This window comes from Bradyrhizobium sp. AUGA SZCCT0105 (genome assembly GCF_018129565.1).
Lineage (GTDB): Bacteria > Pseudomonadota > Alphaproteobacteria > Rhizobiales > Xanthobacteraceae > Bradyrhizobium.
The window spans coordinates 486,660-512,762 of the sequence record NZ_JAFCMK010000001.1 but is presented as its reverse complement, the minus strand read 5'-3'; the positions used below and the strand labels follow the sequence as shown (position 1 = coordinate 512,762).

General features: G+C 64.7%; 24 protein-coding genes and 1 pseudogene. 17 read left to right on the top strand and 8 right to left on the bottom strand.

What is annotated here, in order from left to right; genetic code table 11:
- Positions 1 to 103 precede the first annotated feature (103 nt).
- From JQ573_RS02340 to JQ573_RS02320, 6 genes and pseudogenes are all read left to right on the top strand, one after another.
- Entirely contained in the window at positions 104 to 1,003 is a 900-nt protein-coding gene (locus JQ573_RS02340; protein ID WP_212318042.1) for a LysR family transcriptional regulator, read from the top strand.
- Positions 1,004 to 1,456: 453 nt separating this feature from the next.
- Positions 1,457 to 1,849, top strand: a complete 393-nt coding sequence (locus tag JQ573_RS02335; protein WP_212317688.1) for a VOC family protein — start codon at positions 1,457 to 1,459, stop codon at positions 1,847 to 1,849.
- A 149-nt stretch (positions 1,850 to 1,998) separates the two neighbouring features.
- Positions 1,999 to 2,265, top strand: a pseudogene (locus JQ573_RS40035) (SLC13 family permease); the annotation flags it as partial.
- A gap of 73 nt (positions 2,266 to 2,338) precedes the next feature.
- Positions 2,339 to 2,641, top strand: a complete 303-nt coding sequence (locus JQ573_RS40030; protein ID WP_249131506.1) for a hypothetical protein — start codon at positions 2,339 to 2,341, stop codon at positions 2,639 to 2,641.
- A gap of 101 nt (positions 2,642 to 2,742) precedes the next feature.
- Positions 2,743 to 3,963: a chromate efflux transporter gene (chrA, locus tag JQ573_RS02325; RefSeq protein ID WP_212317690.1), complete on the top strand. Its 1,221-nt coding sequence runs from the start codon at positions 2,743 to 2,745 to the stop codon at positions 3,961 to 3,963.
- Positions 3,964 to 4,032: 69 nt separating this feature from the next.
- Positions 4,033 to 5,187: an acyltransferase gene (locus JQ573_RS02320; protein WP_212317692.1), complete on the top strand. Its 1,155-nt coding sequence runs from the start codon at positions 4,033 to 4,035 to the stop codon at positions 5,185 to 5,187.
- Between the two features lie 58 nt (positions 5,188 to 5,245).
- On the opposite strand, the gene JQ573_RS02315 is transcribed toward JQ573_RS02320, so the two are convergent.
- A complete protein-coding gene (locus JQ573_RS02315) occupies positions 5,246 to 6,430 on the bottom strand; it encodes an OpgC domain-containing protein (RefSeq protein ID WP_212317694.1) in 1,185 nt (394 codons plus the stop codon).
- A gap of 872 nt (positions 6,431 to 7,302) precedes the next feature.
- On the opposite strand from JQ573_RS02315, the gene rnd reads away from it, so the two are divergent.
- On the top strand, positions 7,303 to 8,451 hold the full coding sequence (gene rnd, locus JQ573_RS02310) for a ribonuclease D (protein ID WP_212317696.1): 1,149 nt from the start codon (positions 7,303 to 7,305) through the stop codon (positions 8,449 to 8,451).
- Positions 8,452 to 8,782: 331 nt separating this feature from the next.
- Entirely contained in the window at positions 8,783 to 8,986 is a 204-nt protein-coding gene (locus JQ573_RS02305) for a cold-shock protein (protein ID WP_021079877.1), read from the top strand.
- Between the two features lie 89 nt (positions 8,987 to 9,075).
- Here JQ573_RS02305 and purN read toward each other — a convergent pair whose 3' ends face one another.
- Both purN and purM read right to left on the bottom strand, forming a co-directional pair.
- Positions 9,076 to 9,726: a phosphoribosylglycinamide formyltransferase gene (gene purN / locus JQ573_RS02300; protein ID WP_212317698.1), complete on the bottom strand. Its 651-nt coding sequence runs from the start codon at positions 9,724 to 9,726 to the stop codon at positions 9,076 to 9,078.
- Positions 9,723 to 10,796, bottom strand: coding sequence for a phosphoribosylformylglycinamidine cyclo-ligase (purM, locus tag JQ573_RS02295; protein WP_212317700.1), 1,074 nt, complete (start codon positions 10,794 to 10,796; stop codon positions 9,723 to 9,725). Before purM ends, purN begins: the two co-directional genes overlap by 4 nt.
- Positions 10,797 to 10,956: 160 nt before the next feature.
- Here purM and JQ573_RS02290 point away from each other — a divergent pair, with 160 nt between their 5' ends.
- From JQ573_RS02290 to ppx, 4 genes are all read left to right on the top strand, one after another.
- A complete protein-coding gene (locus tag JQ573_RS02290) occupies positions 10,957 to 11,499 on the top strand; it encodes a CDP-alcohol phosphatidyltransferase family protein (RefSeq protein WP_092113493.1) in 543 nt (180 codons plus the stop codon).
- An 88-nt stretch (positions 11,500 to 11,587) separates the two neighbouring features.
- Positions 11,588 to 12,265, top strand: a complete 678-nt coding sequence (locus JQ573_RS02285) for a DnaA/Hda family protein (RefSeq protein ID WP_212317702.1) — start codon at positions 11,588 to 11,590, stop codon at positions 12,263 to 12,265.
- Between the two features lie 126 nt (positions 12,266 to 12,391).
- The gene (locus JQ573_RS02280; RefSeq protein ID WP_212317704.1) at positions 12,392 to 14,596 is read left to right on the top strand and encodes an RNA degradosome polyphosphate kinase; all 2,205 of its coding nucleotides are present in this window, start codon (positions 12,392 to 12,394) and stop codon (positions 14,594 to 14,596) included.
- A gap of 12 nt (positions 14,597 to 14,608) precedes the next feature.
- Entirely contained in the window at positions 14,609 to 16,111 is a 1,503-nt protein-coding gene (gene ppx / locus JQ573_RS02275) for an exopolyphosphatase (protein ID WP_212317706.1), read from the top strand.
- 110 nt (positions 16,112 to 16,221) lie between these two features.
- On the opposite strand, the gene JQ573_RS02270 is transcribed toward ppx, so the two are convergent.
- Positions 16,222 to 17,061: a TerC family protein gene (locus JQ573_RS02270; RefSeq protein WP_212317708.1), complete on the bottom strand. Its 840-nt coding sequence runs from the start codon at positions 17,059 to 17,061 to the stop codon at positions 16,222 to 16,224.
- A gap of 110 nt (positions 17,062 to 17,171) precedes the next feature.
- Positions 17,172 to 17,594 carry a nucleoside-diphosphate kinase gene (ndk, locus tag JQ573_RS02265; RefSeq protein WP_050425938.1) on the bottom strand — a complete coding sequence of 141 codons (423 nt, stop codon included), beginning with the start codon at positions 17,592 to 17,594 and terminating at the stop codon, positions 17,172 to 17,174.
- A gap of 350 nt (positions 17,595 to 17,944) precedes the next feature.
- Here ndk and JQ573_RS02260 point away from each other — a divergent pair, with 350 nt between their 5' ends.
- The 3 genes from JQ573_RS02260 to JQ573_RS02250 all read left to right on the top strand — a co-directional run bounded on the left by JQ573_RS02260 (position 17,945) and on the right by JQ573_RS02250 (position 20,559).
- Entirely contained in the window at positions 17,945 to 18,214 is a 270-nt protein-coding gene (locus JQ573_RS02260) for a sulfur globule protein precursor (protein ID WP_173643210.1), read from the top strand.
- Between the two features lie 223 nt (positions 18,215 to 18,437).
- Positions 18,438 to 18,608: a hypothetical protein gene (locus tag JQ573_RS02255; protein WP_212317710.1), complete on the top strand. Its 171-nt coding sequence runs from the start codon at positions 18,438 to 18,440 to the stop codon at positions 18,606 to 18,608.
- Between the two features lie 88 nt (positions 18,609 to 18,696).
- Complete coding sequence (locus JQ573_RS02250) at positions 18,697 to 20,559, top strand: ABC-F family ATP-binding cassette domain-containing protein (protein WP_212317712.1); 1,863 nt, start codon at positions 18,697 to 18,699, stop codon at positions 20,557 to 20,559.
- 239 nt (positions 20,560 to 20,798) lie between these two features.
- On the opposite strand, the gene JQ573_RS02245 is transcribed toward JQ573_RS02250, so the two are convergent.
- The 3 genes from JQ573_RS02245 to JQ573_RS02235 all read right to left on the bottom strand — a co-directional run bounded on the left by JQ573_RS02245 (position 20,799) and on the right by JQ573_RS02235 (position 23,421).
- The gene (locus JQ573_RS02245; RefSeq protein ID WP_212317714.1) at positions 20,799 to 21,344 is read right to left on the bottom strand and encodes a hypothetical protein; all 546 of its coding nucleotides are present in this window, start codon (positions 21,342 to 21,344) and stop codon (positions 20,799 to 20,801) included.
- Between the two features lie 103 nt (positions 21,345 to 21,447).
- Complete coding sequence (locus JQ573_RS02240; protein WP_212317716.1) at positions 21,448 to 21,900, bottom strand: DNA polymerase III subunit chi; 453 nt, start codon at positions 21,898 to 21,900, stop codon at positions 21,448 to 21,450.
- A gap of 18 nt (positions 21,901 to 21,918) precedes the next feature.
- On the bottom strand, positions 21,919 to 23,421 hold the full coding sequence (locus tag JQ573_RS02235; protein ID WP_212317718.1) for a leucyl aminopeptidase: 1,503 nt from the start codon (positions 23,419 to 23,421) through the stop codon (positions 21,919 to 21,921).
- 361 nt (positions 23,422 to 23,782) lie between these two features.
- Between JQ573_RS02235 and lptF the strand changes: the two genes are divergently transcribed.
- Both lptF and lptG read left to right on the top strand, forming a co-directional pair.
- The gene (gene lptF / locus JQ573_RS02230) at positions 23,783 to 24,949 is read left to right on the top strand and encodes an LPS export ABC transporter permease LptF (protein WP_212317719.1); all 1,167 of its coding nucleotides are present in this window, start codon (positions 23,783 to 23,785) and stop codon (positions 24,947 to 24,949) included.
- Complete coding sequence (lptG, locus tag JQ573_RS02225) at positions 24,946 to 26,043, top strand: LPS export ABC transporter permease LptG (RefSeq protein WP_092113464.1); 1,098 nt, start codon at positions 24,946 to 24,948, stop codon at positions 26,041 to 26,043. Before lptF ends, lptG begins: the two co-directional genes overlap by 4 nt.
- Positions 26,044 to 26,103: the final 60 nt, after the last annotated feature.

Genomic DNA, 26,103 nt, shown 5'->3' with positions numbered 1-26,103 from the left:
CAGTTGAATTGCAAAACAGTTCAATTGAATGAGCTATGCCAAGGTCAGTTCTGAGGATAAATCATCCCGCAGACTGAACAGTCAAAACTGAGGGTTTCGAATGATGGACCGCCTGACCAGCATGGCCGTGTTTCTCAGGGCGGTCGATCTCGGCTCCTTCGCGGCCGCCGCCGAGGCGCTCGAGATGTCCGGCCCGATGGTCGGCAAGCATGTCCGGTTCCTCGAAGAGCGGCTCGGCGTCCGCCTGATCCACCGCACCACGCGGCGTCAGAGCCTGACCGAGTTTGGCCAGGCCTATTACGAGCGCTGCCGCGCGGTGCTCGCCGAAGCGGAAGCGGCCGACGCGCTCGCTTCCGATCAACTGTCCGAGCCGCGCGGACGGCTCAAGGTGACGATGCCGGCGCTGTTGGGCCGGCACTGCGTGACGCCGCTGCTGCTCAGACTGGCGCAGAAATATCCTGCCCTGGAGCTCGATCTCTCGTTCGGCGATCCGGTCGCCGATCTGATGGAGGGCGGCTACGATTTTGCGATCAGGACCGGCGATCTCGACGAGCAATCCGGCGTGATCGCGCGGCGCATCGCGCGCCAGCGCATGGTGGTGTGCGGCTCGCGCGCGTATCTGAAGGCGCACGGCAAGCCGCGCACGCTCGATGAGCTCGGCCAGCACCAGGCGATCGTCTATCGCCGCCTCGGCCGCGCGCGCCCGTGGCTGTTCCCGCGCGACGGCCAGCCGCCACGCGAGGTGTGGCCGGCCGGGCGGCTCAGGCTCGACGATCTCGAAGCCATCGCCGACGCCGCGGCACGCGGCATGGGGCTGGCGTGGCTGCCCTCCTGGCTGGTGCGCGAACGCCTCGAGCGCGGCGCACTGGTCCGCGTTCTCGGCAACGAGGGTGAGCTTCCCTACGATTGCCATGCGCTGTGGCTGCCGACGCCGCGACTGCCGCTGAAGGTTCGGCTTGCGGTGGACGCGCTCGCAGCCGCGCTGCCGAAGCTCGTGGCGTAGCGCTGCGCGCACAGCTCCCGTAGGATGGGTAGAGCGCAGCGAAACCCATCGATCTCACACGCGGACGGAATGATGGGTTTCGCTTCGCTCCACCCATCCTACGGAATCCGCTGCACAGCACACATGACGCCCGTCGTGAGCGTTAACTCACCCTCCACCATGCCGGGAGGCTCGCGGCGGTAACCATAAGGCTTAACAGCGCGTCAACGCTCCCCCAACAAGTCTAACTGTTTCTAATGGGGGAGAATGGCCCGTGGACGCATTTGCATTCGAATTCATGGGACTGGCGATGATCGCGCTGTGTCTCGTCGTGCTGGCAATGCCTGCGGCACGGCGGCCGTCGAAGAACATGCGCTACGAGTGACACGCCCGACGCGGCGCGCGCCGTGCGCATCGGTGTGTGGTAGACAGACGCCCCGCTAGGGCCGTCGTCGTCAACGCAGGAGATCGTTCATGTTGGACCACGTCTCCATCACCGTATCCAACATACTCGACGCCGAGCCCTTCTACGACGCCGTGATGGCCGCGCTTGCCGTCACCAAGATGAGCAGCGGCGAGACGTGGATCAGCTACGGCGAGCGCTGCGACGCCGATCATCCTGACCTGACCTATTTGCTGATCCGCCCCGGACCGGTGCCCGAAGCAGCATACGGGCGGCATTGGTGCTTCAAGGCGCAATTCCGCGACCAGGTTGACGCTTTCTGGCGTGCCGGGCTTTCGGCAGGAGGATCGGACGACGGCGCGCCGGGTCTGCGTCCCGAATATCATCCCCACTACTACGGCGCTTTTCTGCGCGACCCCGACGGCAACCGTATCGAAGCCGTCTGCCATCGGCGCTTCGCGTAAACGCCGCATCACGCGCGACGCGGACTTCGCGCTGCGCGCCGGTCGTCCCGCCATCCCGACACGTCAGCCTTGCCCGATCACGGCCACGCAGCCGGGTTGCGCGGTGCTATGGTCGCAACGCCCAGCCCTCATTCCACTGATTCCCCGTTATGACCGAGACCGCCTCGTCGCTGATCCATCCCGGCTGGTTTGCCGCGATCGCCATCCTGCTCTGGGCCACCAGCCTGCTGCCGGAATTTCTCACCGCGCTGCTGTTCTCCGCCGCGGTGGCGGTATTCCGCGCGGCGCCGCCGGACGTGCTGTTCTCCGGCTTTCAATCGGAAGCGTTCTGGCTGGTGCTCGGCGGCTTCGTGATCGGCACGGCGATCCGCAAGGTGGGACTGGCCGACCGGATCGCGCGGCTGCTCGCAGACCATCTCAATGGCTCCTGGTTTCGGATGGTGGCCGGCGTGATCGCGCTGACCTATGCGCTGGCGCATCGCGCTCTTGATGCCGATCATCCTGGCGCTGGCCGATCGCGCCGGTTTGGCGGAGGGATCGCCGGGCCGCGCCGCGCTCGCGCTCGCCGCGCACACGGGCCTCACGCTGCCGACCGTGCTGATGTCGCAGGTGTTCGCCTATGCGACGCCGCTGTTGCCGTATCAAGCCGCGCCGATCGTCGTTGCCGCCGGCATGGCGCGCGTGCCGACCAGCGCGGCGGTCAAGATGTGCCTCGTCGTCGGCGCGATCTCCTTCGTCGTGCTGGCGCCGCTCTATCTCGTCTGGTTCCGGCTGCTCGGCTGGATCGGCTGACGGTCGCCACCGGAAGTATTGCGCCTGGGCGTCATCGAATGGCGATATGCTTCGCCCGATGAGTCCTGACGCGGGACGCAAGCCAAAGGAATTGACGACGCTTGAACGATACTGACGTCCAGCACGCCAACGCGTCGACCGCGCGGCCAGCACACTCGCCGCTGGAAGTGCTGTTCATTTTCCTCAGGCTCGGCGTGACCTGCTTCGGCGGTCCCATCGCGCACATCGGCTATTTCCGCGACGAGTTCGTCACCCGCCGGCGCTGGCTTGACGAACAGGCCTATGCGGATCTGGTCGCGCTCTGCCAATTCCTGCCAGGGCCTGCGAGCAGCCAGGTCGGCTTTTCGCTTGGCCTGATGCGTGCTGGCTATCTCGGCGCACTGGCGGCCTGGACCGGCTTCACGCTGCCCTCGGCGATTGCGCTGGTGCTGTTTGCCTTCGGCGCTGGCGGATTGAGCGGCCCGGCCGGTGCAGGGCTCGTGCATGGCCTCAAGCTGGTGGCGGTTGCGATCGTAGCGCAGGCTGTCTGGGGCATGGCGCGCTCGCTTTGTCCGGACCGCGCGCGCGCTTCCATTGCAACGGTCGCGGCACTCGTCATCCTCGCGAGCTCCTCGTCGATCGCGCAGATCGGCGCCATCGTGCTCGGCGCCATCGCCGGGCTGTGGTTCTGCCAGGCGGCGCAAGCAGCCGACGGCGTCACGCACATCGCGATGCCGGTGTCGCGCCGCGTTGGCCTCTGCGCACTGATCCTGTTCCTTGCCCTGCTGGTCGGGTTGCCGCTGCTCGCCCGCGCATGGCCCGGCCTCGGCCTGTTCGAAGCCTTCTACCGCTCCGGCGCGCTGGTGTTCGGCGGCGGCCATGTCGTGCTGCCGCTGCTGCGCGAAGCGGTGGTGACGCCGGGCTGGATCGGCGACGACGCGTTCCTGACCGGCTACGGCGCCGCGCAGGCCGTACCGGGCCCGCTGTTCACCTTCGCCGCCTATCTCGGCGCCGTGATCGGCGGCGTGCCGGGCGCGATCACAGGCCTCCTCGGCATCTTCTTGCCGGGACTTCTCATCCTGCTCGCAGCACTGCCGTTCTGGGATGGCTTCCGCAAACGGCCGGCGGCGCAGGCGATGATGCGCGGCGTCAATGCCGCCGTGGTCGGCATCCTCGGCGCCGCGCTTTACGATCCGGTGTGGACCAGCAGCGTGCACCGTCCGCTCGATTTCGGCATCGCGCTATCAGGCTTCGTCCTGCTCACGGCATGGCGCGCCCCGCCGCTCGTGGTGGTCGTCCTCAGCGCGGCGGCCGGCATCGCCACCGGCCTCCTGCAATCGTGAACAGCCGCCCAGGCGCTCGGCCGGCCGGATTAACAACGCCTTCATGCCTCGCCGCCATGATCGGGGCGTATGCCGAGCGTAGCCAAACAACCGGATCCGACCCGGGTTCCCGTGCTGGACCTGCTGCGGCTCGCCGCTGTCGGGGCCGTGATCCTGTACCATTACGGCTTCTGGGGCACCGCATCGCACGGCGTTCAAAAGGTGGCGATGCCGTATCTTGCGCCGGTCGCCCAATACGGCTTCCTCGGCGTCCCCGTGTTCTTCGCCATCAGCGGCTTCGTCATCGCCTATTCAGCCGAAGGCCGCACGCCGGTCGGTTTCGCGATCGCGCGCTTCAGCCGGATCTATCCGGCCTTCGTCATCTGCATGACGCTGACCTTCCTCACCACGCTGCTGCTGGGCCACACCTACTTCCACGTGACGTGGGGGCAATGGCTCGCAAACCTGTTCATCGCGGCGCCGATGCTCGGTCAGCCCTATATGGACGACGCCTACTGGTCGCTGGTGATCGAGGTTGTGTTCTACGTCTGGGTCGCGCTGTTTCTGGCCTGGGGCATTTTCCCGCGGAAGATCGACACGATCATCCTGGCGTGGATCGCCATCACCTTCGCCAACGAGCTGACGCTGGACGTTCCGCTGTTCGAGAAACTGTTCATGGCCGACGACAGCGGCTTCTTCGCCGTCGGGCTCCTGATCTATGAACACTACCGCGGACGCCGCGACACCAGGCTCTACAGCCTGCTGACGCTGGCGATGGGCACCGCGACGTTCCAGGCCGTGCACAAGCTGGAGCGGCTCGGCGTCCACACCCATGGCAGCTTCGATCCGCGCGTCGTCACCGTGATCTGCATCGTGTCACTCAGCATCGTGTTCGCCGCCACGCGGATCAAGTCGGTGCCGCTGCCGGACAGCCTGGTCAGGGCCGTGGGCGGCATCACCTATCCGCTCTATTTGCTGCATCTGCAGCTCGGCTACGTGATCCTGCTCCTGATGACGCCAGTGCCAGACGCGCTATCGACCGCGCTCGTGGTGGCAAGCATGGTGGCGCTGGCATGGTTCGTCTGGCGCTTCCTCGAAAGCCCCGCGCATTATCTCGTCAGGGACAGGCTCACGATGCTGGCCTCACGCCACGGATGGCCGTCGCGGAGTAGCGCGGGCGAAGGGCGGATCGATCCGGGCCACATCGCCGCACCGGTCGAAGCCGGGCGGATTGCCAATCACTGATGTGCCCGGCGGCGCAAGCCCCCACAGGCGCGGGAACGCCTCGTCCAGGAACATCAATCTAGTTCGGTCGCCCAATCTTCCGTCGAAGCTCTGCATTTGTCACATCGACGAACAAATTCGGGATGTCGTCGGCGCGGTGCAACAGCCACGCCGCGGCGATCATGATCGAGATTCCGGCCGCGCTCACCACGAGCTGTGCGATGACCGCGCCGCTGTATTGGGTCAAGACCCAATGGGCGGAGAACGAAAGCAAGACCCCGAGGCAAAAGATCGGAAGCGAATGCTCGCCGCACAAGGTCAGCGGACGCAATGATCGGGATTTCAGCGGCGGCCAGTCCCGCGGAATCAGGCCATGGACAACGACCGCAAGCGCGAGGAAGTGGGTCAAGCGCAACATATCCAGATCCGTTTTGTCGATCGGATAGATGAACTTTATCATCCATCCCGGTATGAACATCTCCAGCGCATGAAAATGCCACGTCATCACGATCAGGAACGCAAAGATCAGCCAGGCAATCGCTACCGCTGCGACGATCCGCGACTGGATGATTCTGGCGATCTGAGACAATGCGCCCACCCCACACCACTGGCCGAAGACAAAGAGCAACTGCCAACAAAATGGATTGAAGTACCACGTTGTGCCCGGTGGATAGGAGGCGATGTTCCAATCGAACCATCTCGCCAGCACGTAGAGAACGATCGAAGCCAATAAGGTGAGATTGGGACGACGCACCAAGGCCCAAATGACCAGTGGGGACGCGAGCAGCAAGACAATGAACAGCGGCAGCACGTCGAGATCCACGGGCTTGTATCGCAGGGTGAGTGCCTGCCCGATCAGGATATCCGGATGCTGCAGAAAATTGAAAACGTTGAATTCGTTTTCATACATCGGATTGTCGAGCCGTCGGGAGGTTCTCGCGACCTGGGCCGTGAAGATCAGGAACAGCATGATATGCGCCACATAGATATGCGCGGCCCGCGTCCACAGCCGCTTCGCTGCGGACAGCAAGAAACCTGAAGCGATGATCGGGCCGTAGATGAAACCGGCAAGGTAACCCGAGATGAAAACGAAGAACTCCGCAGCGTCGCTGAAGCCGTAGTTGCGCAGCGTAATCCAGCCGATGGCTCCATCATTGGGGATGTGATCCAGAAATATCATCCACAACCCGAGCCCTCTGAACAGGTCGAGCCGAACATCGCGTTCGATCGTTTCCTCGATCTGGTGCGCGTGGTGGAGCTCCATCGGGACGATCCTCACTCGGCTGCTTCTGAGATCGCGATAGCTGCACCGGTCGGAGTCTTGATTCGTGTCGGGCTGGAATGCGTTAGCCGACGGCAAATCCGGATCGACAGGCGAAGATCATAGACATCCTTATACTCCCGCGTGACATCACCGTCCAAGTGCCGCACCCGCATGCTTGACGCTTGTCGGGTGAGCCGCATCGTGTGGTCCTGACGCCCTAGCGGCAGGTGTCTTTTCACAAAGCGCTGACGCGTCTTGTGAAGGCGGTGACAAGCAAGCCCAGTCTCGCCGGGGAGAGCGCGAAATGAGCCGTAACCCATCGCGCAGGGAAAGCCGGAATGCTCCGGTTACACCTGTGGTCCTACCCCCTTATATCTTTTGCTCGGGGCCCATGGGTGCGATCGGCACCCGGCTTTCCCTGCGCCCTCTGCTCAAGAGAGGGCGAAACGAAGAGCAAAGCTCGGGCAACGCATGTCGCGAGAATGCGAAGCTGCGTCCCCACTACAACTGTCATCGCCCGGCTTGACCGGGCGATCCAGTACGCCGCGGCCTCTCGGTTCAAGCGTCCCTGCCTCTGGAATACTGGATCGCCCGGTCAAGCCGGGCGATGACACCGATGGGGTCGCCAATGACGGCGCGTTGCATCGCGCAAACATCAACATCGTCGTCCTGGCCTAGTGCGCAATTGCGCACTAGGCCAGGACGACGATGGATTCGTGGTGCAATCGGGCCGAAAACGCCCGCGAATCGCAGCCAGTCAATTCAAAAATGCCCTGTCCCTCACCCCGCGCAGGGGCCAAAATCCCTGCAAGACCCTTGACATAGCTGCCCTTTCGGCAGAACGCGTGGTGTCAAGCCGTCATGGACTGTTCATGGATCTGATTAGCACGACCCCCGACCTCGCCGCCGCCTGCGACCGGCTCGCCAAACACAAGGTCATCACCGTCGACACCGAGTTTCTGCGGGAGACGACCTACTATCCCCTGCTCTGCGTCGTGCAGATGGCCAGCGCGGATGAAGCCGTCGTGGTCGACGCGCTGGCGCCCGGCATCGACCTCAAGCCGTTCTTCGATCTGATGTCGAACGAGGCCGTGCTGAAGGTGTTTCATGCCGCGCGGCAGGACATCGAAATCGTCTGGCACCTCTCCGGCACGATCCCGCATCCGATCTTCGACACCCAGGTCGCGGCCATGGTGCTCGGCTATGGCGACAGCATCGCCTATGACCAGCTCGTCGATCGCGTCACCGGCCACCGACCCGACAAGACCCACCGCTTCACCGACTGGTCGCGCCGCCCGCTGAGCGAGGAGCAGCTGCATTACGCCGTCTCCGACGTCACCCATCTGCGCGAAGTGTTCGCGGCGCTCGACGCCGACTTGAGGAAGCGCGACCGCAGCGACTGGGTCAGCGAGGAGATGGAGATCCTGACCTCGCCGAAAACCTACGACTTCCATCCCGAACGCGCCTGGGAGCGGCTCAAGACCCGCGTGCGCAAGCCGCGCGAGCTCGCTGTGCTGATCGAGGTTGCCGCCTGGCGCGAGCAGGAGGCGCAGAGCCGCGACGTGCCGCGCTCACGCGTGCTCAAGGACGACGCGGTCGGCGACATCGCCACCCATGCACCGACGTCGCTGGAGAAGCTCGGCAATCTGCGTTCGCTGCCGAAGGGTTTCGAGCGTTCGAAATGGGGTGCCGACATCATCGCCGCGGTGCAGCGCGGGCTGGCCCGCGACCAGGCGACGCTCCCCAAGCTGGAAAAACCGAGAAACAATTCCAACGGTGCGGCGACCGTCGAGCTGTTGAAGGTGCTGCTGCGCATGACCTCGGAGCGTCACGGCGTCGCCAGCAAGGTGATCGCTACCGTCGACGACCTCGAGCAGATCGCGGCCAGCGATGAGGCCGAGGTCGGCGCCCTGCACGGCTGGCGGCGCGAATTGTTCGGCGAGGCGGCGCTCAAGCTCAAGCACGGCCAGCTAGCGCTCGCGATCGACAAGGGCCGCGTGGTGCGGGTGGATCGGGGCTAATAAACGAAGTTCCGGTATGTCCGGCCGTCGGCCACTGGCTGAACGCGCCGCGCCGGAGTTCGGCCGGCACAGGCTGAGGTTGCGTCACGCGAAACGAGCGCGCTTGCTAAGGCGCAGATTTCGTGTTGCAATCCCTTCACAATCGGATTGCGGCCGTTCGACTGTGCGTTTCACGACGTTGATAGCCAAGGCTTCGAGAGGCGAAACTTCGGACTTGAAGACCTTGGATATAGAGACCCGGGAATTGAACAGACAGCGGAAAGCCCGCTTGTGGCGTGGCACGTGGAGAACGTGGCCGCGTCTTTTTTATGTCTAGACTGGGAGAGAGACGATGCCGAAGGGTACCGTCAAATGGTTCAACCCGACCAAAGGTTACGGGTTCATCAAGCCGGCCGTCGGCGACAAGGACGTGTTCGTCCACATCTCGGCGGTCGAACGCGCAGGTCTCAGCACATTGAACGAGAACCAGACCGTCGAGTACGAGCTGGTGGAGAACCGCGGCAAGGCGTCGGCAGAGAACCTCAAGGTTCACTGAACGCCGCGGCTAGCGGAATTCATCCGGACGCCTCCCCCGGCCGCATCACCCGGGGGATTGTTCTCGGTGATCTCTCGTGCAATCGCGCGCTAAGGCGCCGGCGCGATCAGCGTGCTGTCGGTTGCCGCGCTGCCTTGCGTCCTGCAGACGTCGCCTTCGAGCTTGAGTCGACCGCTCGCCAGAAGCCGAAGCGCCTCCGGATAGATGCGATGCTCGATGGTGATCACGCGTGCAGCGAGCGTCTCCGGCGTGTCGTCGTCAGCCACGGTGACCGCACCCTGCATCACGATCGGCCCGGCGTCGGTCTCCGGGATCACGAAATGCACCGTCGCGCCAGACAGCTTGACCCCGGCTCGCAACGCCTGGCCGTGCGGATCGAGACCGGGAAAGCAGGGCAGCAGCGAGGGATGGATGTTGAGCATCCGCCCGTACCAGCGCCGGACAAACTCGGCGGTGAACAGCCGCATGAAGCCGCCGAGGCAGATCAGCTCGACCTGCTTGTCGTCGAGCGCCCGTTGCAGCACCGCCTCGAAGCCGGCGCGGTCCTTGCCGAACGGCTTGCTCTCGATGACAACGGTCGGAATGCCGCTCGCGGCCGCCTTCTCGAGCCCGGGAGCGTTGGCGCGGTTGGAGATCACGGCGACGATCTCGGCCGGAAAATCCGCAGCCTTGGCAGCCTCGATCAGCGCGGCCATGTTGGAGCCGCGGCCGGAAATCAGGATGGCAACCCGGCGCTTCATCGCGAGAGATCGAGATGACCGTGATAGACCACGCGGTGCTCGTCCTTGGCCTCGATCACTTCGCCCAGCAGCGTCACGGTTTCGCCGCCGGCGGTGAAGGCCTCGGTCACCGCATCGACCGCATCGGCCTTGACGATCGCGATCATGCCGATGCCGCAGTTGAAGGTGCGCAGCAGCTCAAGCTCGGCGATGCCGCCCTGCTCGGCCAGCCATTTGAACACCGGCAGCACCGGCAGCCGCGCCAGATCGATGCCGACGCCGAGATGCTTTGGCAGTACGCGCGGAATGTTGTCGGTGAATCCGCCGCCGGTGATGTGGGCGAGCCCCTTCACCGCGCCGGTCTCGCGGATCGCGCGCAGGCAGGACTTCACATAGAGCCTGGTCGGCGTCAGCAGCGCCGCGCCGAGCGTCATGACCGGTGCGAACGGCGCCGGCGCATCATAGCCAACGCCGGATTGCTCGACGATCTTGCGCACCAGCGAATAGCCGTTGGAGTGCACGCCGGAGGACGCCAGGCCGATCACGGCGTCGCCCGCCGCGATATCCCCCGTCGGCAGCAGGGTGCCGCGCTCGGCCGCGCCGACCGCAAAGCCGCCGAGGTCGTAGTCGCCGTCCTTGTAGAGGCCGGGCATCTCGGCGGTCTCGCCGCCGATCAGCGCGCAGCCGGATTCGCGGCAGCCCTCGGCAATCCCCGCGACGATCTGCGCGGTGGCCTCCGGGTGGAGCTTGCCGCAGGCGAAATAGTCGAGGAAGAACAGCGGTTCCGCGCCCTGCACGACAAGGTCGTTGACCGACATCGCGACCAGGTCGATGCCGATGCCGTTGTGGATGCCAGTCTCGATCGCGATCTTCAGCTTGGTGCCGACGCCATCGGTCGCGGCCACCAGGACCGGATCCTTGAAGCCGGCGGCCTTGAGGTCGAACAGCCCGCCGAATCCGCCGATCTCGGCGTCCGCGCCGGGCCGTGCGGTGGCCCGCACCATCGGCTTGATCAGATCGACCAGACGATTGCCGGCGTCGATATCGACACCCGAATCCGCGTAAGTGAGCCCGTTTTTGCGCTCGGTCATGCCCAATTCCAGATGATAAGGGGCTGGTTACGAGGAATTCCGCCCCCGCGCAATGGCTCGCGGCGATGCGGCCGCGATACTATGTAGATAACACCCGGCCGCCGCGCAAAAGAGCCGGATATCGAGTAAAATCAGGCTTCTAGCCGGGAAGCGATTCAAGTTGAGCATACCGAATATCATCACCCTCGGCCGCATCATCCTGGTGCCGGTGATCGTCTGGGCCATCGTCTCGAGCCAGATGGAGATCGCGTTTGCGATCTTCGTGATCGCCGGCGTCTCGGATGCGGTCGACGGTTTCCTCGCCAAGCGCTTCAACATGGCGAGCGAGCTCGGCGCCCTGCTCGATCCGCTCGCCGACAAGGCGCTGCTGGTGTCGATCTATGTCGCGCTCGGAATCTGGGGCGCGGTGCCGCGCTGGATCGTGATTCTCGTGGTGTCGCGCGACATCATGATCGTCTCCGCCGTGATTGTGTCATGGTTGTTCGACAAGCCGGTCGAGATGAAGCCGTTGATGGTGTCGAAGCTGAACACCGTGGCACAGGTCGCGTTCGCGGCTCTGGTGCTGGCCTCGCTCGGCTTCGGCTTTCAGCCGCACCCCTACGACCTGATCCTGATGGGCCTGGTCACGATCTTTACTTTGGGTTCGGTGTCCCTCTATCTCGTGGAGTGGGTGCGGCACATGAGCACGATCGAGGCTCGGTAGCGCACGATCCCGAAAAGTGGAAACCGGTTTTCCAGCGACAAACGCGAAGCGTTGGCGCATGCTAAAATGAAGTGGTTTGGAGACTTGCGTGGCCGGTAGCGTTCAACCTCGTCAATTGGCCTTGGCCCTGCCGCACGAGGAGAAACTGACCCGCGACGATTTCCTCGAGGGGCCCGCCAATGAGGCGGCGCTGGCGCTGATCGACGGCTGGCCCGACTGGCCGAACCGAATCATGCTGCTGGTGGGGCCCGAAGGCTCCGGCAAGAGCCACCTCGCCGCGATCTGGGCCGAGATCGCCGGCGCGCGCTCGACCGCGGCGCATGCGCTGACTGCCGACACGGTGCCGACGGCGCTTGCGACCGGCGCACTGGTGGTCGAGGACCTGAGGCCGTCGGATTTCGACGAGCGCGCGATGTTCCATCTGATGAATCTCGCCCGCCAGGACGATGCCTTCGTGCTGGTCACGGCGCGGGTGCCGCCATCGGCGTTCGAGATCGAGCTGCGCGATCTGCGCTCGCGGCTTCGCGCGGTGCCGACGGTGACGCTGCTGCCACCCGACGACCAGCTGTTCCGCGGCTTGATCGTGAAGTTCTGCGCCGACCGCCAGATGAGCGTGGACGAACCGCTCGTCAGCTACCTGACCAACCGGATCGAGCGGTCCTATACCGCGGTCCGCCAGGCGGTCGAGCTGCTCGACACCGAGGCGCTGCGGTTGGGCCGGCCGGTGACCCGGGCGCTGGCGGCGGAGCTGTTGCGTGATGCCTGACCGACCCGCGGCTTGACGTTGCAGGCCAACGGAACATCAATGTCATCGAAACGTCATCGCAATATCACATGTTCTGTGCGGCCCTCGACCGCTCCGGCCCCCTGCCCCGAATTGGACCAGCACTTGATGGACTCGGCACAAGCACCTGAAATCAAAGAGAAAGAGGCGGAGCTTCCGTCCGTCCCCGCGGTCGCGACCAGCCCCGAGAGATTCATCAACCGAGAGCTGTCCTGGCTGCACTTCAACCGCCGGGTGCTCGAGGAAGCGGTCAATCTCGGCCATCCCCTGCTGGAGCGGGTCCGCTTCCTGTCGATTTCGGCGAATAACCTCGACGAGTTCTTCATGGTCCGCGTCGCCGGCATCAAGGCCCAAGTCCGCGAGGGCATTGCCGAGCGCAGCCCGGACGGCCTGCTGCCGGCCGAGCAGCTCGTGATGATCAACAAGACCGTGTCGCAGCTCGCCTCCGATCAGCAGGCGATCTGGAGCGACCTGCGCGAGCTCCTGTCCAAGGTCGGCATCCAGCTGGTCGACGGGCGCGACGTCACCAAATCGGAACGCACCTGGATCGAGGATCACTTCCTCCACAACATCTTCCCGCTGCTGACCCCGCTCGCGATCGACCCGGCACATCCGTTCCCGTTCATCCCGAACCTTGGCTTCACGGTCGCGCTGCAATTGTCGCGGATCGCCGACGGCAAGGCGATGAACGCGCTGATCCGCATGCCCGGCAAGATCGACCGTTTCATCCGCATTCCCTCGACCAAGGAAGGCGCGCCGGCCCGCCTGATCACGCTCGAGCAGGCCACCGGCCTGTTCATCGGCCGCCTGTTCCCCGGCTACACCGTCAAGGGTCAGGGCGCATTCCGCATCATCAGGGACTCCGAACTCGAAATCGAGGAAGAGGCCGAAGACCTCGTCCGCCTGTTCGAGACCGCACTCAAGCGCCGCCGGCGCGGATCGGTGATCCGGCTCGAGATCGAGGCCACGATGCCCGAAGAACTGCGCGTCTTCGTGCAGCACGCATTGTCGGCCGCGGACGATGAAGTGATCCTGGTCGACGGCGTGCTCGCGATGAACGAACTGTCGCAGCTCACGCGCCTCAATCGCCCCGACCTCGAATTCCCGCCCTACGTGCCGCGCCACCCCGAACGCGTGCGCGACCATGGCGGCGATATCTTCGCCGCGATCCGCCAGAAGGATCTCGTGGTCCATCACCCCTACGAATCCTTCGACGTCGTCGTGCAGTTCCTGCAGCAGGCGGCGCGCGATCCCGACGTGGTCGCGATCAAGCAGACGCTCTATCGCACCTCGAACAACTCGCCGATCGTGCGCGCGCTGGCGGATGCCGCCGAAGCCGGCAAGTCGGTGACCGCGCTGATCGAATTGAAGGCGCGCTTCGACGAGGAGGCCAATATCCGCTGGGCACGCGACCTCGAACGCGCCGGCGTGCAGGTCGTCTACGGCTTCATCGAGCTGAAGACCCACGCCAAGCTGTCGATGGTGGTGCGCCGCGAGGGCGGCAATCTCACGACCTATGTGCACACCGGCACCGGCAACTACCATCCGGTCACCGCCCGCATCTACACCGACGTCTCCTACTTCACGTCGGACCCGATCATCGGCCGCGACGTCGCGCGGGTGTTCAACTACATCACCGGCTATGCCGAGCCGAGCGACATCGAGAAGATGGCGGTGTCGCCGCTGACATTGCGCAAGCGGATCATCGAGCACATCCACGGCGAGATCGCTCACGTCAAGCATGGCCGGCCCGGCGCGATCTGGATGAAGATGAACGCGCTCGTCGACCCTGATATCATCGACGCGCTGTATGAGGCCTCGCAGGCCGGCGTCTCGATCGAGCTCGTGGTGCGCGGCATCTGCTGCCTGCGGCCCGGACTGCCCGGATTGTCGGAGAACATCCGCGTCAAATCGGTGATCGGCCGGTTCCTGGAACACGGCCGAATCTATTGCTTCGGCATGGGCCAGGGCCTGCCGAGCGCAAAAGCTGCTGTGTATATCTCGTCCGCCGACATGATGCCGCGGAACCTCGACCGCCGCGTCGAAGTGCTCTGTCCGCTGCAAAATCCCACGGTGCATCAGCAGGTTCTCGAACAGATCATGGTGGCGAACCTGAAGGACACCGAGCAGAGCTGGCAATTGTTGCCGGATGGGTCCTCAACGCGTATGAAGGCCGCGAAAGGCGAAGAGCCGTTCAATCTACATGACTATTTCATGACAAATCCGAGTCTGTCCGGCCGTGGTAAGTCTCTCAAGGAATCTTCACCGCGCCGTCTCACGCGTCGCAACGAGCGTCAGCAGCCATCGTCTTAAGGGGGTCTTACGGTGAAGCGGCCGCGGAAGCGCGCTTCCAGCGTCGCTGTGATCGATATCGGCTCGAACTCGGTTCGTCTCGTGGTTTACGAGGCGATGGCGCGCAGCCTCATCACCATCTTCAACGAGAAGGCGCTGTGCGGGCTCGGGCGCGAGGTGCAGAGCACCGGCCTGCTCGCAACCGATGCCGTCAACAAGGCGCTCACCGCACTGCGCCGCTTTCGCGCGCTGTGCCGGATCCAGCAGGTCGGCCGCGTCTACGCGATCGCGACCGCGGCCTGCCGCGACGCCAAGAACGGTCCAGACTTCATCGCCAAGGCCGAGCGCATCTGCGGCGCCACGATCGAGATTCTGACCGGACCGCGTGAAGCGAAGCTGTCTGCGCTCGGCGTCGTATCGGGCGTGCACAATCCAAACGGCATCGTCGGCGATCTCGGCGGCGGCTCGCTCGAACTGATCGACGTCAGGGGCAACCGCGTGCGCAGCGGCGTGACGCTGCCGCTCGGCAGCCTTGCGCTGCAGGACCTCTCGAACAAATCGCTCAAGCGAGCCGAACGCATCGTCAAGAACGAGCTGCTCGGGGTCGCTCAGCTCAAGACCGGCCGCGGCCGTACCTTCTACGCGGTCGGCGGCACCTGGCGCGCGCTGGCGCGCATCCACATCATCCAGAGCGGCTACCCGCTCAAGGTGATGCACGGCTATTCCATCCCGGCGGCGGACGCCCTCGACTTCGCGCAGCGGCTGCGGCGGCTGGCGGCCACCAACATGCTGGCCAATATCGAATCCGTCGCAGATGCGCGGCGGCCGCTATTGGCCTATGCCGCGCTCGTGCTCGAATACATCATCCGCGTCGCCCAGCCGAAGACCATCGTGTTCTCGACCTTCGGCGTGCGCGAGGGCCTGCTCTACGAGATGCTGCCGCAGGCCGAGCGCGCCAAGGACGGCTTGGTCTGCGCCGCGCAGAACCTCAACCAATTGCTGTCGCGCTCGGCGCGACACGCCCAGGAGCTGACCGCCTGGACCGACCGGCTGGTGCGCGTCGTCAGGCTGCGCGAGACCGAGGAAGACCGCAGGCTGCGTCACGTCGCGTGCCTGCTCTCCGATATCGGCTGGCGTGTGCATCCCGATCATCGCGGCGAGGAAACCCTCAGCCTGATCATGAACGGCAATTTCGGCTCGATCACGCATCAGGGCCGCGCCTTCGCCGCACTGTCGGTGTTCTATCGCTACGCCGGCCTCAGCGAGGAGAACGAACCGCCGCCGCAGATCCGCGCGCTGGTGACGCCGGCGATGGACGAGCGGGCGCGTGTGCTCGGCGCTGCGTTCCGTGTCGCACATCTGATCACGGCGGCGCGCACAGGCGTGCTGCCGGCGACGCATTTCCGTACCCAGGGCCGCAAGCTGATGCTGGTGTTCGAGCATCGGATGGTGGATCTGGTCGCCGATCGCGTCGGCAGCCGCTTCAAGCAATTGGCGCGGCTGCTCGGGCGCGCCGGCTCGATCGTCCGGCGTTAGACGTCGTCGGTTCTGATTTCAGTCAGAACCGACGACGTCCAGCTCTCTCGCTTTGAAGCGTTTTCTTCACGCGAACCGGCGTCCACTTCGCTCGAAAATGCTATGGGACCTCACGCCGCCTTGGCGGCGTGCTTGGCCTTGCGCAGTGCGTGACGACGCCAGATCGATCCGATGACCAGCACCACGACGATGCCGAGCACTGCGAGCGTGATCTCGCCGCCGTTGCCGCCATGGGCGAATTGCGGCGACATGCCGACCGAGGTCAGCCAGGAATCGAGCCTGGCACCGAGCGGTCCGGCGAACAGCGCATCCAGCCTGGGATGCACGGCCGGATCGGTCGCGATGACGTCGCCCGCGATCCAGCCGAGCAGCGCGGCGCCGGCCCAGACCAGGACCGGCAGCTTGGTGAGCAGCGCCATGATCAGCGCCGCACCGGCAACGATCAGGGGAACGCTGATCGCAAGGCCGAGCACCAGCAGCGGCACGCTGCCATTGGCGGCAGCGGCGACCGCGATCACATTGTCGAGGCTCATCACGATGTCGGCGACGACGACGATCTGAACCGCGGCCCACAGATGCGAGGCCGTATTCACGCTGTCCTCGTCCTCCTGCTCCGGCACCAGGAGCTTGGCGGCGATCACGATCAGCGCCAGTCCGCCGACCAGCTTCAGATAGGGAAGCGCCATGAGGCTGGCGACGATGCCGGTGAAGATGACGCGCAGCAGCACCGCCGCGGCGGCGCCGAGAATCATGCCCCACAGCCGCTGGCGCGGCGCGAGCCCGCGGCAGGCCAGCGCGATCACGAGCGCGTTGTCGCCCGACAGCAGGACGTTGATCCAGATGATCTTGCCGACGGCGACCCAGAAGGTCGGGGTCGCCATCTCGTTCTTGAACTCGGTGAAGAACGCGCCGATGTACGCCGGATCAAAGATCTGCCACAGCCAGTCCACAGCGAGTCCTATTCGGCCTTGCGGCCGCCCCTGGCGGCGGTGGTCCGCCGCTCCCAGTTCATGTCGACACGGCCTCCCCAGGAGACCGCGTCACTTTCTGTTGTTCGGCGCTAGCCGACGATCTCGTTGCCGGCGAAGAACTGCGCGATCTCGATCACCGCCGTCTCCGGCGCATCCGAACCGTGCACCGAATTCTCGCCGATCGACTTCGCATAGAGCTTGCGGATGGTGCCTTCGGCGGCCTTCGACGGATCGGTCGCGCCCATCACGTCGCGATACTTCAGGATGGCGCCCTCGCCTTCCAGCACCTGGACCACCACGGGGCCGGAGGTCATGAAGTCGACCAGCTCGCCGAAGAACGGGCGCGCCTTGTGGACGGCATAGAAGGTTTCGGCCTGGCCGCGGGTCATCTGGATGCGCTTCTGCGCCACGACCCGCAGGCCCGCCTTCTCGATCACCGCGTTGACCGCGCCGGTCAGGTTGCGCTCGGTGGCATCGGGCTTGATGATCGAAAAGGTGCGTTCAATCGCCATGATTTCGTCCTTGTAAACGGTGGCTGGGAGTTGCCGGGGCTTATATCGGCGCGATGGGGTAACGGCAAGCGACCCTGTGACGCGTTAGCCTTTAGTTTTGATGGATTTTCACGACAAAAGCCGTCATCCGGGCGGTCTCCGGACAGAGACAGGCGCGGCCAACTTACCGCGATTTCACTTAGGTGAACCCATTCTGACAGCGCCGTGTCGCTGCCGTTCAGCTGCAGCCGCCTAGGCTCAGCACCGATCGGACGCCTTGCTGGCCCCCCATCCGCAAGCCTCACAGGACGTCTCGGGAAACGATGTCACCGCGGGCGCGTCATGCGCGCCCATACCTCGAGGAGACGATCATGTTACGCAAATTATCGCTCGCTGCCGTTGCCGCAATTTCGCTCGGTGCCGCCGCGCTCGCCCCGACCTCCGCCTCTGCCTGGGGTGGTTGGCATGGCGGCTGGCACGGCGGATGGCACCACGGTTGGTGGGGCGGCCCGCGCGTCATCGTCGGAGGGCCGGCCTACTACGGCGGCTATGGATACGGCTACGGTGGCGGTTGCTACGTGCGCCGCGTCGTGCCGACCCCGTGGGGTCCCCGCTGGCGCCTGGTCAACCGCTGCTACTGATCCCTCTGTTCTGTCGACTGCTCCCCTGACTTGCTTTCGCCCCGGCCTTGCGCCGGGGCTTTTTTATGCCCGCCGGGGAACCCGGCCGCATGATGCGCCTCGCTACCTCAAGGCGAGAGTAAGGCGGAACGGAAACCAAAGTCGGGGGTCGCGACTTGTCCTGGCAAGGATTGACGAAACACGCGAGGTGGAACTCGCCAAGAGAAGTGTCAGAGCCATGACGATGACCCAGACCGACAACGATCCCGATCGGATTGATCGCAAGACCTGCCGTTACATCTGCGATGCCGTGGGTGAACGGCTCCAGCAAAGCATGCGGCCAGAACCCGCCCTTTCGTCCCGCCTGCAGCAGCTCCTCGACGAAATGCAACGCCAGGAAACCGGGCGCCATTAGATACTACGGGCTCTCCAGCGGCCCAATTCAGGAGAGATTTTACAGACAGACGGGTTGCGTTTGGCAGCGGGTCCGGTGACAACGCTGCATGCTCTCCATCACTGACATTTCAGTCCGGATCGCCGGGCGGCTGTTGATTGATCACAGTTCTGTGCAAATCGTGCCCGGCGCACGCGTCGGATTTGTCGGCCGCAACGGTGTCGGCAAGTCGACGCTGTTTCATGCCATCCGGGGCGAGCTCCCGACCGAGAGCGGCAGCATCGCGCTTCCGCCGCGCTGGCGGATCGGCAGCCTCGCGCAGGAAGCGCCCGACGGGCCCGAAAGCCTGATCAATGTCGTGCTGAAGGCCGACCTCGAGCGCGACGCGCTGCTGCGCGAGGCCGAGACTGCGCACGACCCGCATCGGATTGCCGAGATCCAGACCCGGCTGGTCGACATCGACGCCCACTCCGCCCCGGCCCGCGCTGCGGCGATCCTCTCCGGCCTCGGCTTCTCGACATCAGACCAGGCACGGCCGTGCGCGGAATTCTCCGGCGGCTGGCGCATGCGCGTCGCGCTGGCGGCGACGCTGTTCTCCGCGCCCGATCTCCTGCTGCTGGACGAGCCGACCAACTATCTCGATCTCGAGGGCACGCTGTGGCTCGAGAACCACCTCGCCAACTATCCGCGCACGGTGATCGTGATCAGCCACGACCGCGATCTCCTCGACACCTCGGTCGATCAGATCCTGCACCTCGATCGCGGCAAGCTCACGCTCTACAAGGGCACCTATTCCTCGTTCGAGGAACAGCGCGCCGCGCGCGAATTGCTCGACGCCAAGCACGCCAAGCGGCAGGCCGATGAGCGCAAGCGCCTGCAGGACTTCGTCGACCGCTTCAAGGCCAAGGCCTCCAAGGCGCGGCAGGCGCAGTCGCGCGTCAAGATGCTGGAGCGGATGAAGCCGATCACCGCGCTGGTGACCCAGGACGTTCGCGAGATCTCCTTTCCGGCACCGGAGAAGCTGCTGTCGCCGCCGATCATCGCGGTCGATGACGTCTCGGTCGGCTACGAGCCGGGCAAGCCCGTGCTCAATCGCGTGACGCTGCGCATCGATACCGACGACCGCATCGCGCTGCTCGGGGCCAACGGCAACGGCAAGTCGACGCTGGTCAAGCTGCTGGCAGGCAAGCTCGCGCCGTTCGCGGGCAGGATCACGCGGGCGGACAAGCTGTCGGTCGGCTATTTCGCCCAGCATCAGGTCGACGAGCTCAACCTCGACGGCTCGCCCTATGATCACATCCGCAAGCTGATGCCCGAGGCGCCGGAGAGCAAGGTGCGCGGCCGCGTCGGCGCGATCGGCTTCTCCGGCAAGGCCGGCGACACGCTGGTGAAGAGCCTGTCGGGCGGCGAGAAGGCGCGGCTGCTGCTTGGGCTTGCGACGTTCTACGCCCCCAACATGATCATCCTCGACGAGCCGACCAACCATCTCGACATCGACAGTCGCGCGGCGCTGGCGGAGGCAATCAACGAATTCCCCGGCGCCATCATGATGGTCTCGCACGATCGTTATCTGATCGAGGCCTGCGCCGATCGTCTGTGGGTCGTGGCGAACCAGACCGTGACTTCATATGACGGCGATCTCGACGAGTATCGTCGCATGATCCTGTCGGCCAATGACGGACGGACGGCCGCGCGCGAGCGCGTCAAGGAGCCGGCAAAGCCGGAACGCAACCGCAATGAGAAGCGCGCTTCACCGAGGCAGCGGGTCGCGCAGGCGGAGAGCGAGATCGAGCGCATCAACGGCATCATCGCGAAGATCGATACCGCGCTGGCGCTGCCCGACATTTTCGCGCGCGATCCCAAGCAGGCCGCACAGCTGACCAAGGCGCGCGCCGGCGCGGAGAGCGCGCTGCAACGCGCCGAGGAAGAATGGCTGGAAGCCAGCGCCGAACTCGACGAAGCCGCGAACTAGATTTGATCCGCCGGGCGCAGCCACAGATGCGGTGTCGTCCCAGCGAAAGCAGGGACCCATACTCCGCGGCGGATGTGGTCAAGGGAACTCGTCGTTCGACGATCGCGCAACAATAACCATCTGTGTTTATAGGTCCCTGCTTTCGCAGGGACGACGTGTGGAGGGAGCCTGGGCTCTCATTCTTTGCGGTGTCATGCCCGCGCGTGCAGGCATCGAGCTGTCGCTGCGGCGAAAATGCCCTAACCGTGCGAGGACTTTTTCTTCTTCGGCTTCGCGGGCTTCGGCTCCGGCGCAGCATCCGGGCCGCGCTCGACCGACGTCAGGCGTCCTGAGGAGAACGTATAGATGCCGGCGCGCGCGCCGCGCGACCAGGTCACGACCGCAACGCGCTCGCCGCCCGGCCCGCTGGACAGGTTGACGCTGTCGGGGGCGCCGATGCCGCGCACGACGTCGCATTCGGTGTGGCCGAGTGCGACACTGCCGCCGGTCGGCTGCGGCGCACCGCCAGCCTGCGCGTTCGCGTCAGTGGCACCCGCGGGCGGCGCCATGCCGGGACAGCTTCCGTCGGCACTAACGAGATCGTCGTTGGTCACCGGTTTGTCCGGCGTCAGCGGCGGCGATTCAATCGAGATGTTGCGGATGAACACCCGTCCAGGGCGCGAGAACCAATCCGCGTCACGCGAAAAGATGTCGGACGCGCCCGAGCAGCCGGCAAGGCCCGGCGCAAGTACCAGCAACGCCAGCAGCGACTTCCGACTGAATGTTCCATCACGCACGATCGACAAGGCTCCTAACCCCTCTAGCTAAGGGCTTGTCCGAACATCACTTTGCGGCATGACCGTGACCCGCCCGAGGAAACGTCGAATTATCATTAATTCATCGATATCGCTATTGGCGCCGCTGCCAGCGTCCCCGCTCGTCGGTCTGCCAATAGGTGACCTCGAAGCCGCGCGCCTTGCAGGCGGTCCAGCTCTCCCGCGCCGAAGCCACCGCGTCGGGGTCGTCGCCGTTGAACACGAGGACCAGGCGCTCGTAGGTGTCGCAGTCGGCCGGAAGCGCCGCGTTGTCGACCAGGAACCGGACATTGGCCCGATTCGGATTGCCCTCCTCGATCGACAGGATGATCGGCTGGTCCTGTGCGTCGGCAACGCGCGAGTTCGCATGCGGCAGGAATGAATCGTCGCTGTAGGTCCACAGGAGCGCGTCGAGCGTCTCGGCGCGCTCCTGCGACGTCGATTGCACGACCACCCGCCAGCCGCGCTCGAGCGACTTCTCGAGCAGCGGCGGCAGCACGCTTTCCAGCGTCATGTTCTGCAGATGGTAGAACAGAACCTCGGTCATGCGCCGGCCGACACTCTATTATTTCTTGGCTTCATAATATTCGGAGACGAGCCGCTCGAGCAGCCGGACGCCGTAACCGGAGCCCCAGCTCTGATTGATCTCGGTCTTCGGCGCGCCCATCGCGGTGCCGGCGATGTCGAGATGCGCCCAGGGCGTGCCGTCGACGAAACGCTGCAGGAATTGCGCGGCCGTGATCGAGCCGCCATTGCGCCCGCCGGTGTTCTTCATGTCGGCGAATTGCGAGTCGATCTGCTTGTCGTATTCGGGACCGAGCGGCATGCGCCACACCTTCTCGCCGGTCTGAAGGCCGACCTTGGCGAGGCGTTCGGCGAGTTCGTCATTGTTGGAGAACAGGCCGGCGTGATCGGTGCCGAGCGCGACCATGATCGCGCCGGTCAACGTTGCGAGATCGACCATGAATTTCGGCTTGCACTTCTTGGCGACGTACCAGAGCACGTCGGCGAGCACGAGGCGCCCCTCGGCGTCGGTGTTGATGATTTCGATGGTCTGGCCGGACATCGAGGTGACGATGTCGCCCGGACGCTGCGCGTTGCCGTCGGGCATGTTCTCGACAAGGCCGATGGCGCCGACCGCGTTGACGCGGGCCTTGCGCGCCGCGAGCGCGTGCATCAGCCCGACCACGCAGGCTGCACCGCCCATGTCACCCTTCATATCCTCCATGCCGCCGGCCGACTTGATGGAGATACCGCCGGTGTCGAAGCAGACGCCCTTGCCGACGAATGCGACCGGCGCTTCGCTCTTCTTGCCGCCGTTCCAGCGCATGATCACGGTGCGGCTGGGCCGCACCGAGCCCTGCCCGACGCCGAGCAGCGCGCCCATGCCGAGCTTGGTCATCGCCTTGACGTCGAGGACCTCGACGGTGACGCCGAGCTTGCGCAGCTGGCTGGCGCGGCGCGCGAACTCTTCCGGGTACAGCACGTTCGGCGGCTCGTTGACGAGCTCACGCGCCAGGTTCACGCCGTCGACGATGGACGATTCGGGCGCAAACGCCTTCCTGGCAGAAGCAACATCGTCGACCGCGATCGAGACGTCGGCGCGCACGGCGCCGTCCTCGCCGTCCTTCTTCTTGGTCTTGTAGCGGTCGAACTTGTAGGCGCGCAGGCGGATGCCGGTGGCGATCGTCGCCGCCTGACCGGCGGTCATCGCGGCATCGGGCAGTTCCGCGAGGACGGTCATCGCACCGCTGCCGGCGTTGAGCTTGCCGGCCACCACGCCGCCGAATTTGAGCAGATCCTTCTCCTTGAGGTCGGCGACCTTGCCGGTGCCGATCACGATCAGCCGGTCGACCTTGATTCCCTCCGGCGCCAGGATGTCCAGCGCCGCCCCGCTCTTGCCCTTGAACTGGTTGGCGGCCGCAGCCCGCTTGACGGTCTCGGCGGCAGCTCCCAGCGCCTTCCGGGTGGCGGCTCCCAGCTTCAATTGCTCGTCGCAAAAGGCGACCAGAATGCCGCGGGCGGACGCGGAGAACGGGACGAAGCCGACCTTGACGGCGTCGGACATAGGAAAATCCTCCAGAACTCAGGGTGTTGCTCGGGCCTAAGGCGGCCCTTCCGGCACGCGGGGGTGAGCATTGCGATGGCGGTCCGGAGCGACCCGGACCGGGCTTGTGGCACACTATGACCTGCCGGCTGCGCCGCTGCCAAGCGCCGGAGTGGCCGGAAGGCCACAAAAGCGATTAATTAACCATAAATTAAGCGTGCCTTGGCCCGGCCATTTTGTTGACGGATCAAAGGGATGGTAGTGAGATTGTGAACAGAGAGTGAGCCGGACGAGTCCGCGGCTCGACCATAGGGGAACCCGGGTTGACGGGATTGGTCGAAAGCCGTGCGTTTGGTTGCGCCAAGGGGGCCGTGCGGTAGCGATGGGGTCGATCGACAAGTACATCTTCAAAACGACGCTGGCGTCGTTTGCGCTTGTCCTGGTCAGCCTTACCGGCGTGATCTGGATTACCCAGGCGTTGCGCGGCATCGACCTGATGACCAGCCAGGGTCAGACCATCGTCACCTTCCTCGGCATCACCGGCCTCGTGATTCCTGCCCTGGTCCTGATCATCGCCCCGATCGCGCTGATGATCGCGATCTCGCACACGCTGAACAAGCTGGCGACCGATTCCGAGATCATCGTCATGAATGCGGCGGGCTTCTCGCCGTTCCGGCTGTTCCGGCCGTTCTTCTTCGCCACCTGCGTGGTGGCGGCGCTGGTCGCCTTCATCGGCGCCTATCTCGCCCCCGACGGCATGCGCCGAATCAAGCAGTGGGATGCCGAGATCACCGCCGACGTTCTGACCAACATCCTGCAGCCCGGTCGCTTCGCCCAGCTCGATCAGAACCTGACGATTCGGATCCGCGAGCGCTTGCCCGGCGGCGTGCTCGGCGGCGTTTTCGTCGACGATCGGCGCGATCCGCAGCAGCGCGTCACCATCGTGGCCGACCACGGCACCGTGCTGAAGAACGAGAGCGGCTCATACCTCGTGCTGGAGGACGGCAATCTCGAGCGATTCGAAGTCGGCAAGCGCGATCCGACGCTGGTGGTGTTTCAGCGCTACGCGTTCGACATGTCGAAATTCTCGCAGGGCCGCGACGTCACGCTCGGAATTCGCGAGCGCTACCTCTGGGAACTGATGTGGCCGGACGAGAACGACCAGACCTATCAGCAGCTGTCGGGCCAGTTCTTCGCCGAGCTGCATGATCGCTTCATGGCGCCGATCTATCCGTTCGCGTTCGCGGCCCTCACCTTTGCCTTCCTCGGCGCGCCGCGCACCACGCGCCAAAGCCGCAATTTCTCGATCGGCGGCTCGGTCTTCGCGGTGTTCGGCCTGCGCATGGTCGGATTCGCCTGCTCCGTCATGGCGGTGAAGACGCCGCTGGCGGCCCTGGTGCAATACCTGATGCTATTCGCCGGCATCGGTGTCGGGATCTGGATGATCGTCGGCGGCGTGGTCGTCGAACCGCCGGCAGCACTGATGGAAGTCATCAACAGGAACAACGAGCGCATTGCGCGCCTCTTCCGGAGGCCCGCCACCGCATGAGCATGGTCACAAATACGCTCGGGCGTTATTTCGCCGGCCGCTTCGTCGTCGCGGCGGTGGGCGTGTTTGCGGGCATCTTCGTGCTGCTCGTGCTGGTCGACTACATCGAGATGGTACGCAAGACGTCGAGCCTCGTCGGGGCCTCCGCAATCACGGTCGCCGAAACCTCGCTGTTCCGTGTGCCGCAGTTGCTCGAGAAACTGATGCCGTTCTGCGTGCTGATCGGCGCGATGACCTGCTATCTCGCACTGTCGCGGCGGCTGGAGCTCGTCGTGGCACGCGCCGCCGGCGTTTCGGCCTGGCAATTCATCTCGCCGGCGCTGGTCAGTGCGATCGTGCTCGGCATCTTCGCGACCACCGCCTACAATCCGGTGTCGGCCAATCTGCGCGAGCTCTCCAAACGGATGGAGGCCGAGCTGTTCGGCTCGGCGCCGGGCGGCGGCATCCAGGACGCGTCCGGTTTCTGGCTCAACCAGATCAACGACGAAGGTCAGGCGATCATCAATGCGGCCCGCAGCGAGCAGCAGGGCATCCGGCTGACCGGCCTCACCGTGTTCCGATTCGATACGGCGCTGCAGTTCAAGGAACGAATCGAGGCCCGCGAAGCGACGCTCGAAGAAGGCCGCTGGGCGTTCACGGGAGTACGCCGATACACCCTCGACAAGGCTCCGGTAGATCAGGACACCTTCTACCTGACCACCACCTTGACCCCTGCGCAGGTGCGCAACAGTTTCTCCACCCCTGAAACTGTGTCCTTTTGGCAACTGCCGAACTACATCCGTTCGTCGGAGAGCTCAGGGTTCGCGACGGCTGGCTATCGCTTGCAGTATCACAAGCTTATCGCGCAGCCGTTTTTGCTGGCTGCGATGGTGATGTTGGCGGCTTCTGTGAGCCTCCGCTTCTTCCGGATGGGCGGCGTGCAGAAGATGGTTTTGAGTGGCGTGGGCGCAGGCTTTCTGCTCTACGTCCTGTCGAAAGTAACTGAAGATTTGAGCAAGGCTGAGTTGATGCATCCCATCGCTGCGGCGTGGTTGCCTGTCGTTGTGGGTAGCCTCACCGGTTTCTTAGCCTTGCTGTACCAGGAGGACGGGTAGTGGCTACCGTCGCCGCCCGCCAGTTGAGGTCGCCTGTATCCGGGCGGCGCAGTGCCCTGC

Coding starts and splice junctions, on each gene's coding strand:
- JQ573_RS02340 (WP_212318042.1), top strand. CDS start 104: ATGGACCGCCTGACCAGCATGGCCGTGTTTCTCAGGGCGGTCGATCTC.
- JQ573_RS02335 (WP_212317688.1), top strand. CDS start 1,457: ATGTTGGACCACGTCTCCATCACCGTATCCAACATACTCGACGCCGAG.
- JQ573_RS40030 (WP_249131506.1), top strand. CDS start 2,339: ATGCCGATCATCCTGGCGCTGGCCGATCGCGCCGGTTTGGCGGAGGGA.
- JQ573_RS02320 (WP_212317692.1), top strand. CDS start 4,033: ATGCCGAGCGTAGCCAAACAACCGGATCCGACCCGGGTTCCCGTGCTG.
- JQ573_RS02315 (WP_212317694.1), bottom strand. CDS start 6,430: ATGGAGCTCCACCACGCGCACCAGATCGAGGAAACGATCGAACGCGAT.
- rnd (WP_212317696.1), top strand. CDS start 7,303: ATGGATCTGATTAGCACGACCCCCGACCTCGCCGCCGCCTGCGACCGG.
- JQ573_RS02305 (WP_021079877.1), top strand. CDS start 8,783: ATGCCGAAGGGTACCGTCAAATGGTTCAACCCGACCAAAGGTTACGGG.
- purN (WP_212317698.1), bottom strand. CDS start 9,726: ATGAAGCGCCGGGTTGCCATCCTGATTTCCGGCCGCGGCTCCAACATG.
- purM (WP_212317700.1), bottom strand. CDS start 10,796: ATGACCGAGCGCAAAAACGGGCTCACTTACGCGGATTCGGGTGTCGAT.
- JQ573_RS02280 (WP_212317704.1), top strand. CDS start 12,392: ATGGACTCGGCACAAGCACCTGAAATCAAAGAGAAAGAGGCGGAGCTT.
- ndk (WP_050425938.1), bottom strand. CDS start 17,594: ATGGCGATTGAACGCACCTTTTCGATCATCAAGCCCGATGCCACCGAG.
- JQ573_RS02260 (WP_173643210.1), top strand. CDS start 17,945: ATGTTACGCAAATTATCGCTCGCTGCCGTTGCCGCAATTTCGCTCGGT.
- JQ573_RS02255 (WP_212317710.1), top strand. CDS start 18,438: ATGACCCAGACCGACAACGATCCCGATCGGATTGATCGCAAGACCTGC.
- JQ573_RS02250 (WP_212317712.1), top strand. CDS start 18,697: ATGCTCTCCATCACTGACATTTCAGTCCGGATCGCCGGGCGGCTGTTG.
- JQ573_RS02240 (WP_212317716.1), bottom strand. CDS start 21,900: ATGACCGAGGTTCTGTTCTACCATCTGCAGAACATGACGCTGGAAAGC.
- JQ573_RS02235 (WP_212317718.1), bottom strand. CDS start 23,421: ATGTCCGACGCCGTCAAGGTCGGCTTCGTCCCGTTCTCCGCGTCCGCC.
- lptF (WP_212317719.1), top strand. CDS start 23,783: ATGGGGTCGATCGACAAGTACATCTTCAAAACGACGCTGGCGTCGTTT.
- lptG (WP_092113464.1), top strand. CDS start 24,946: ATGAGCATGGTCACAAATACGCTCGGGCGTTATTTCGCCGGCCGCTTC.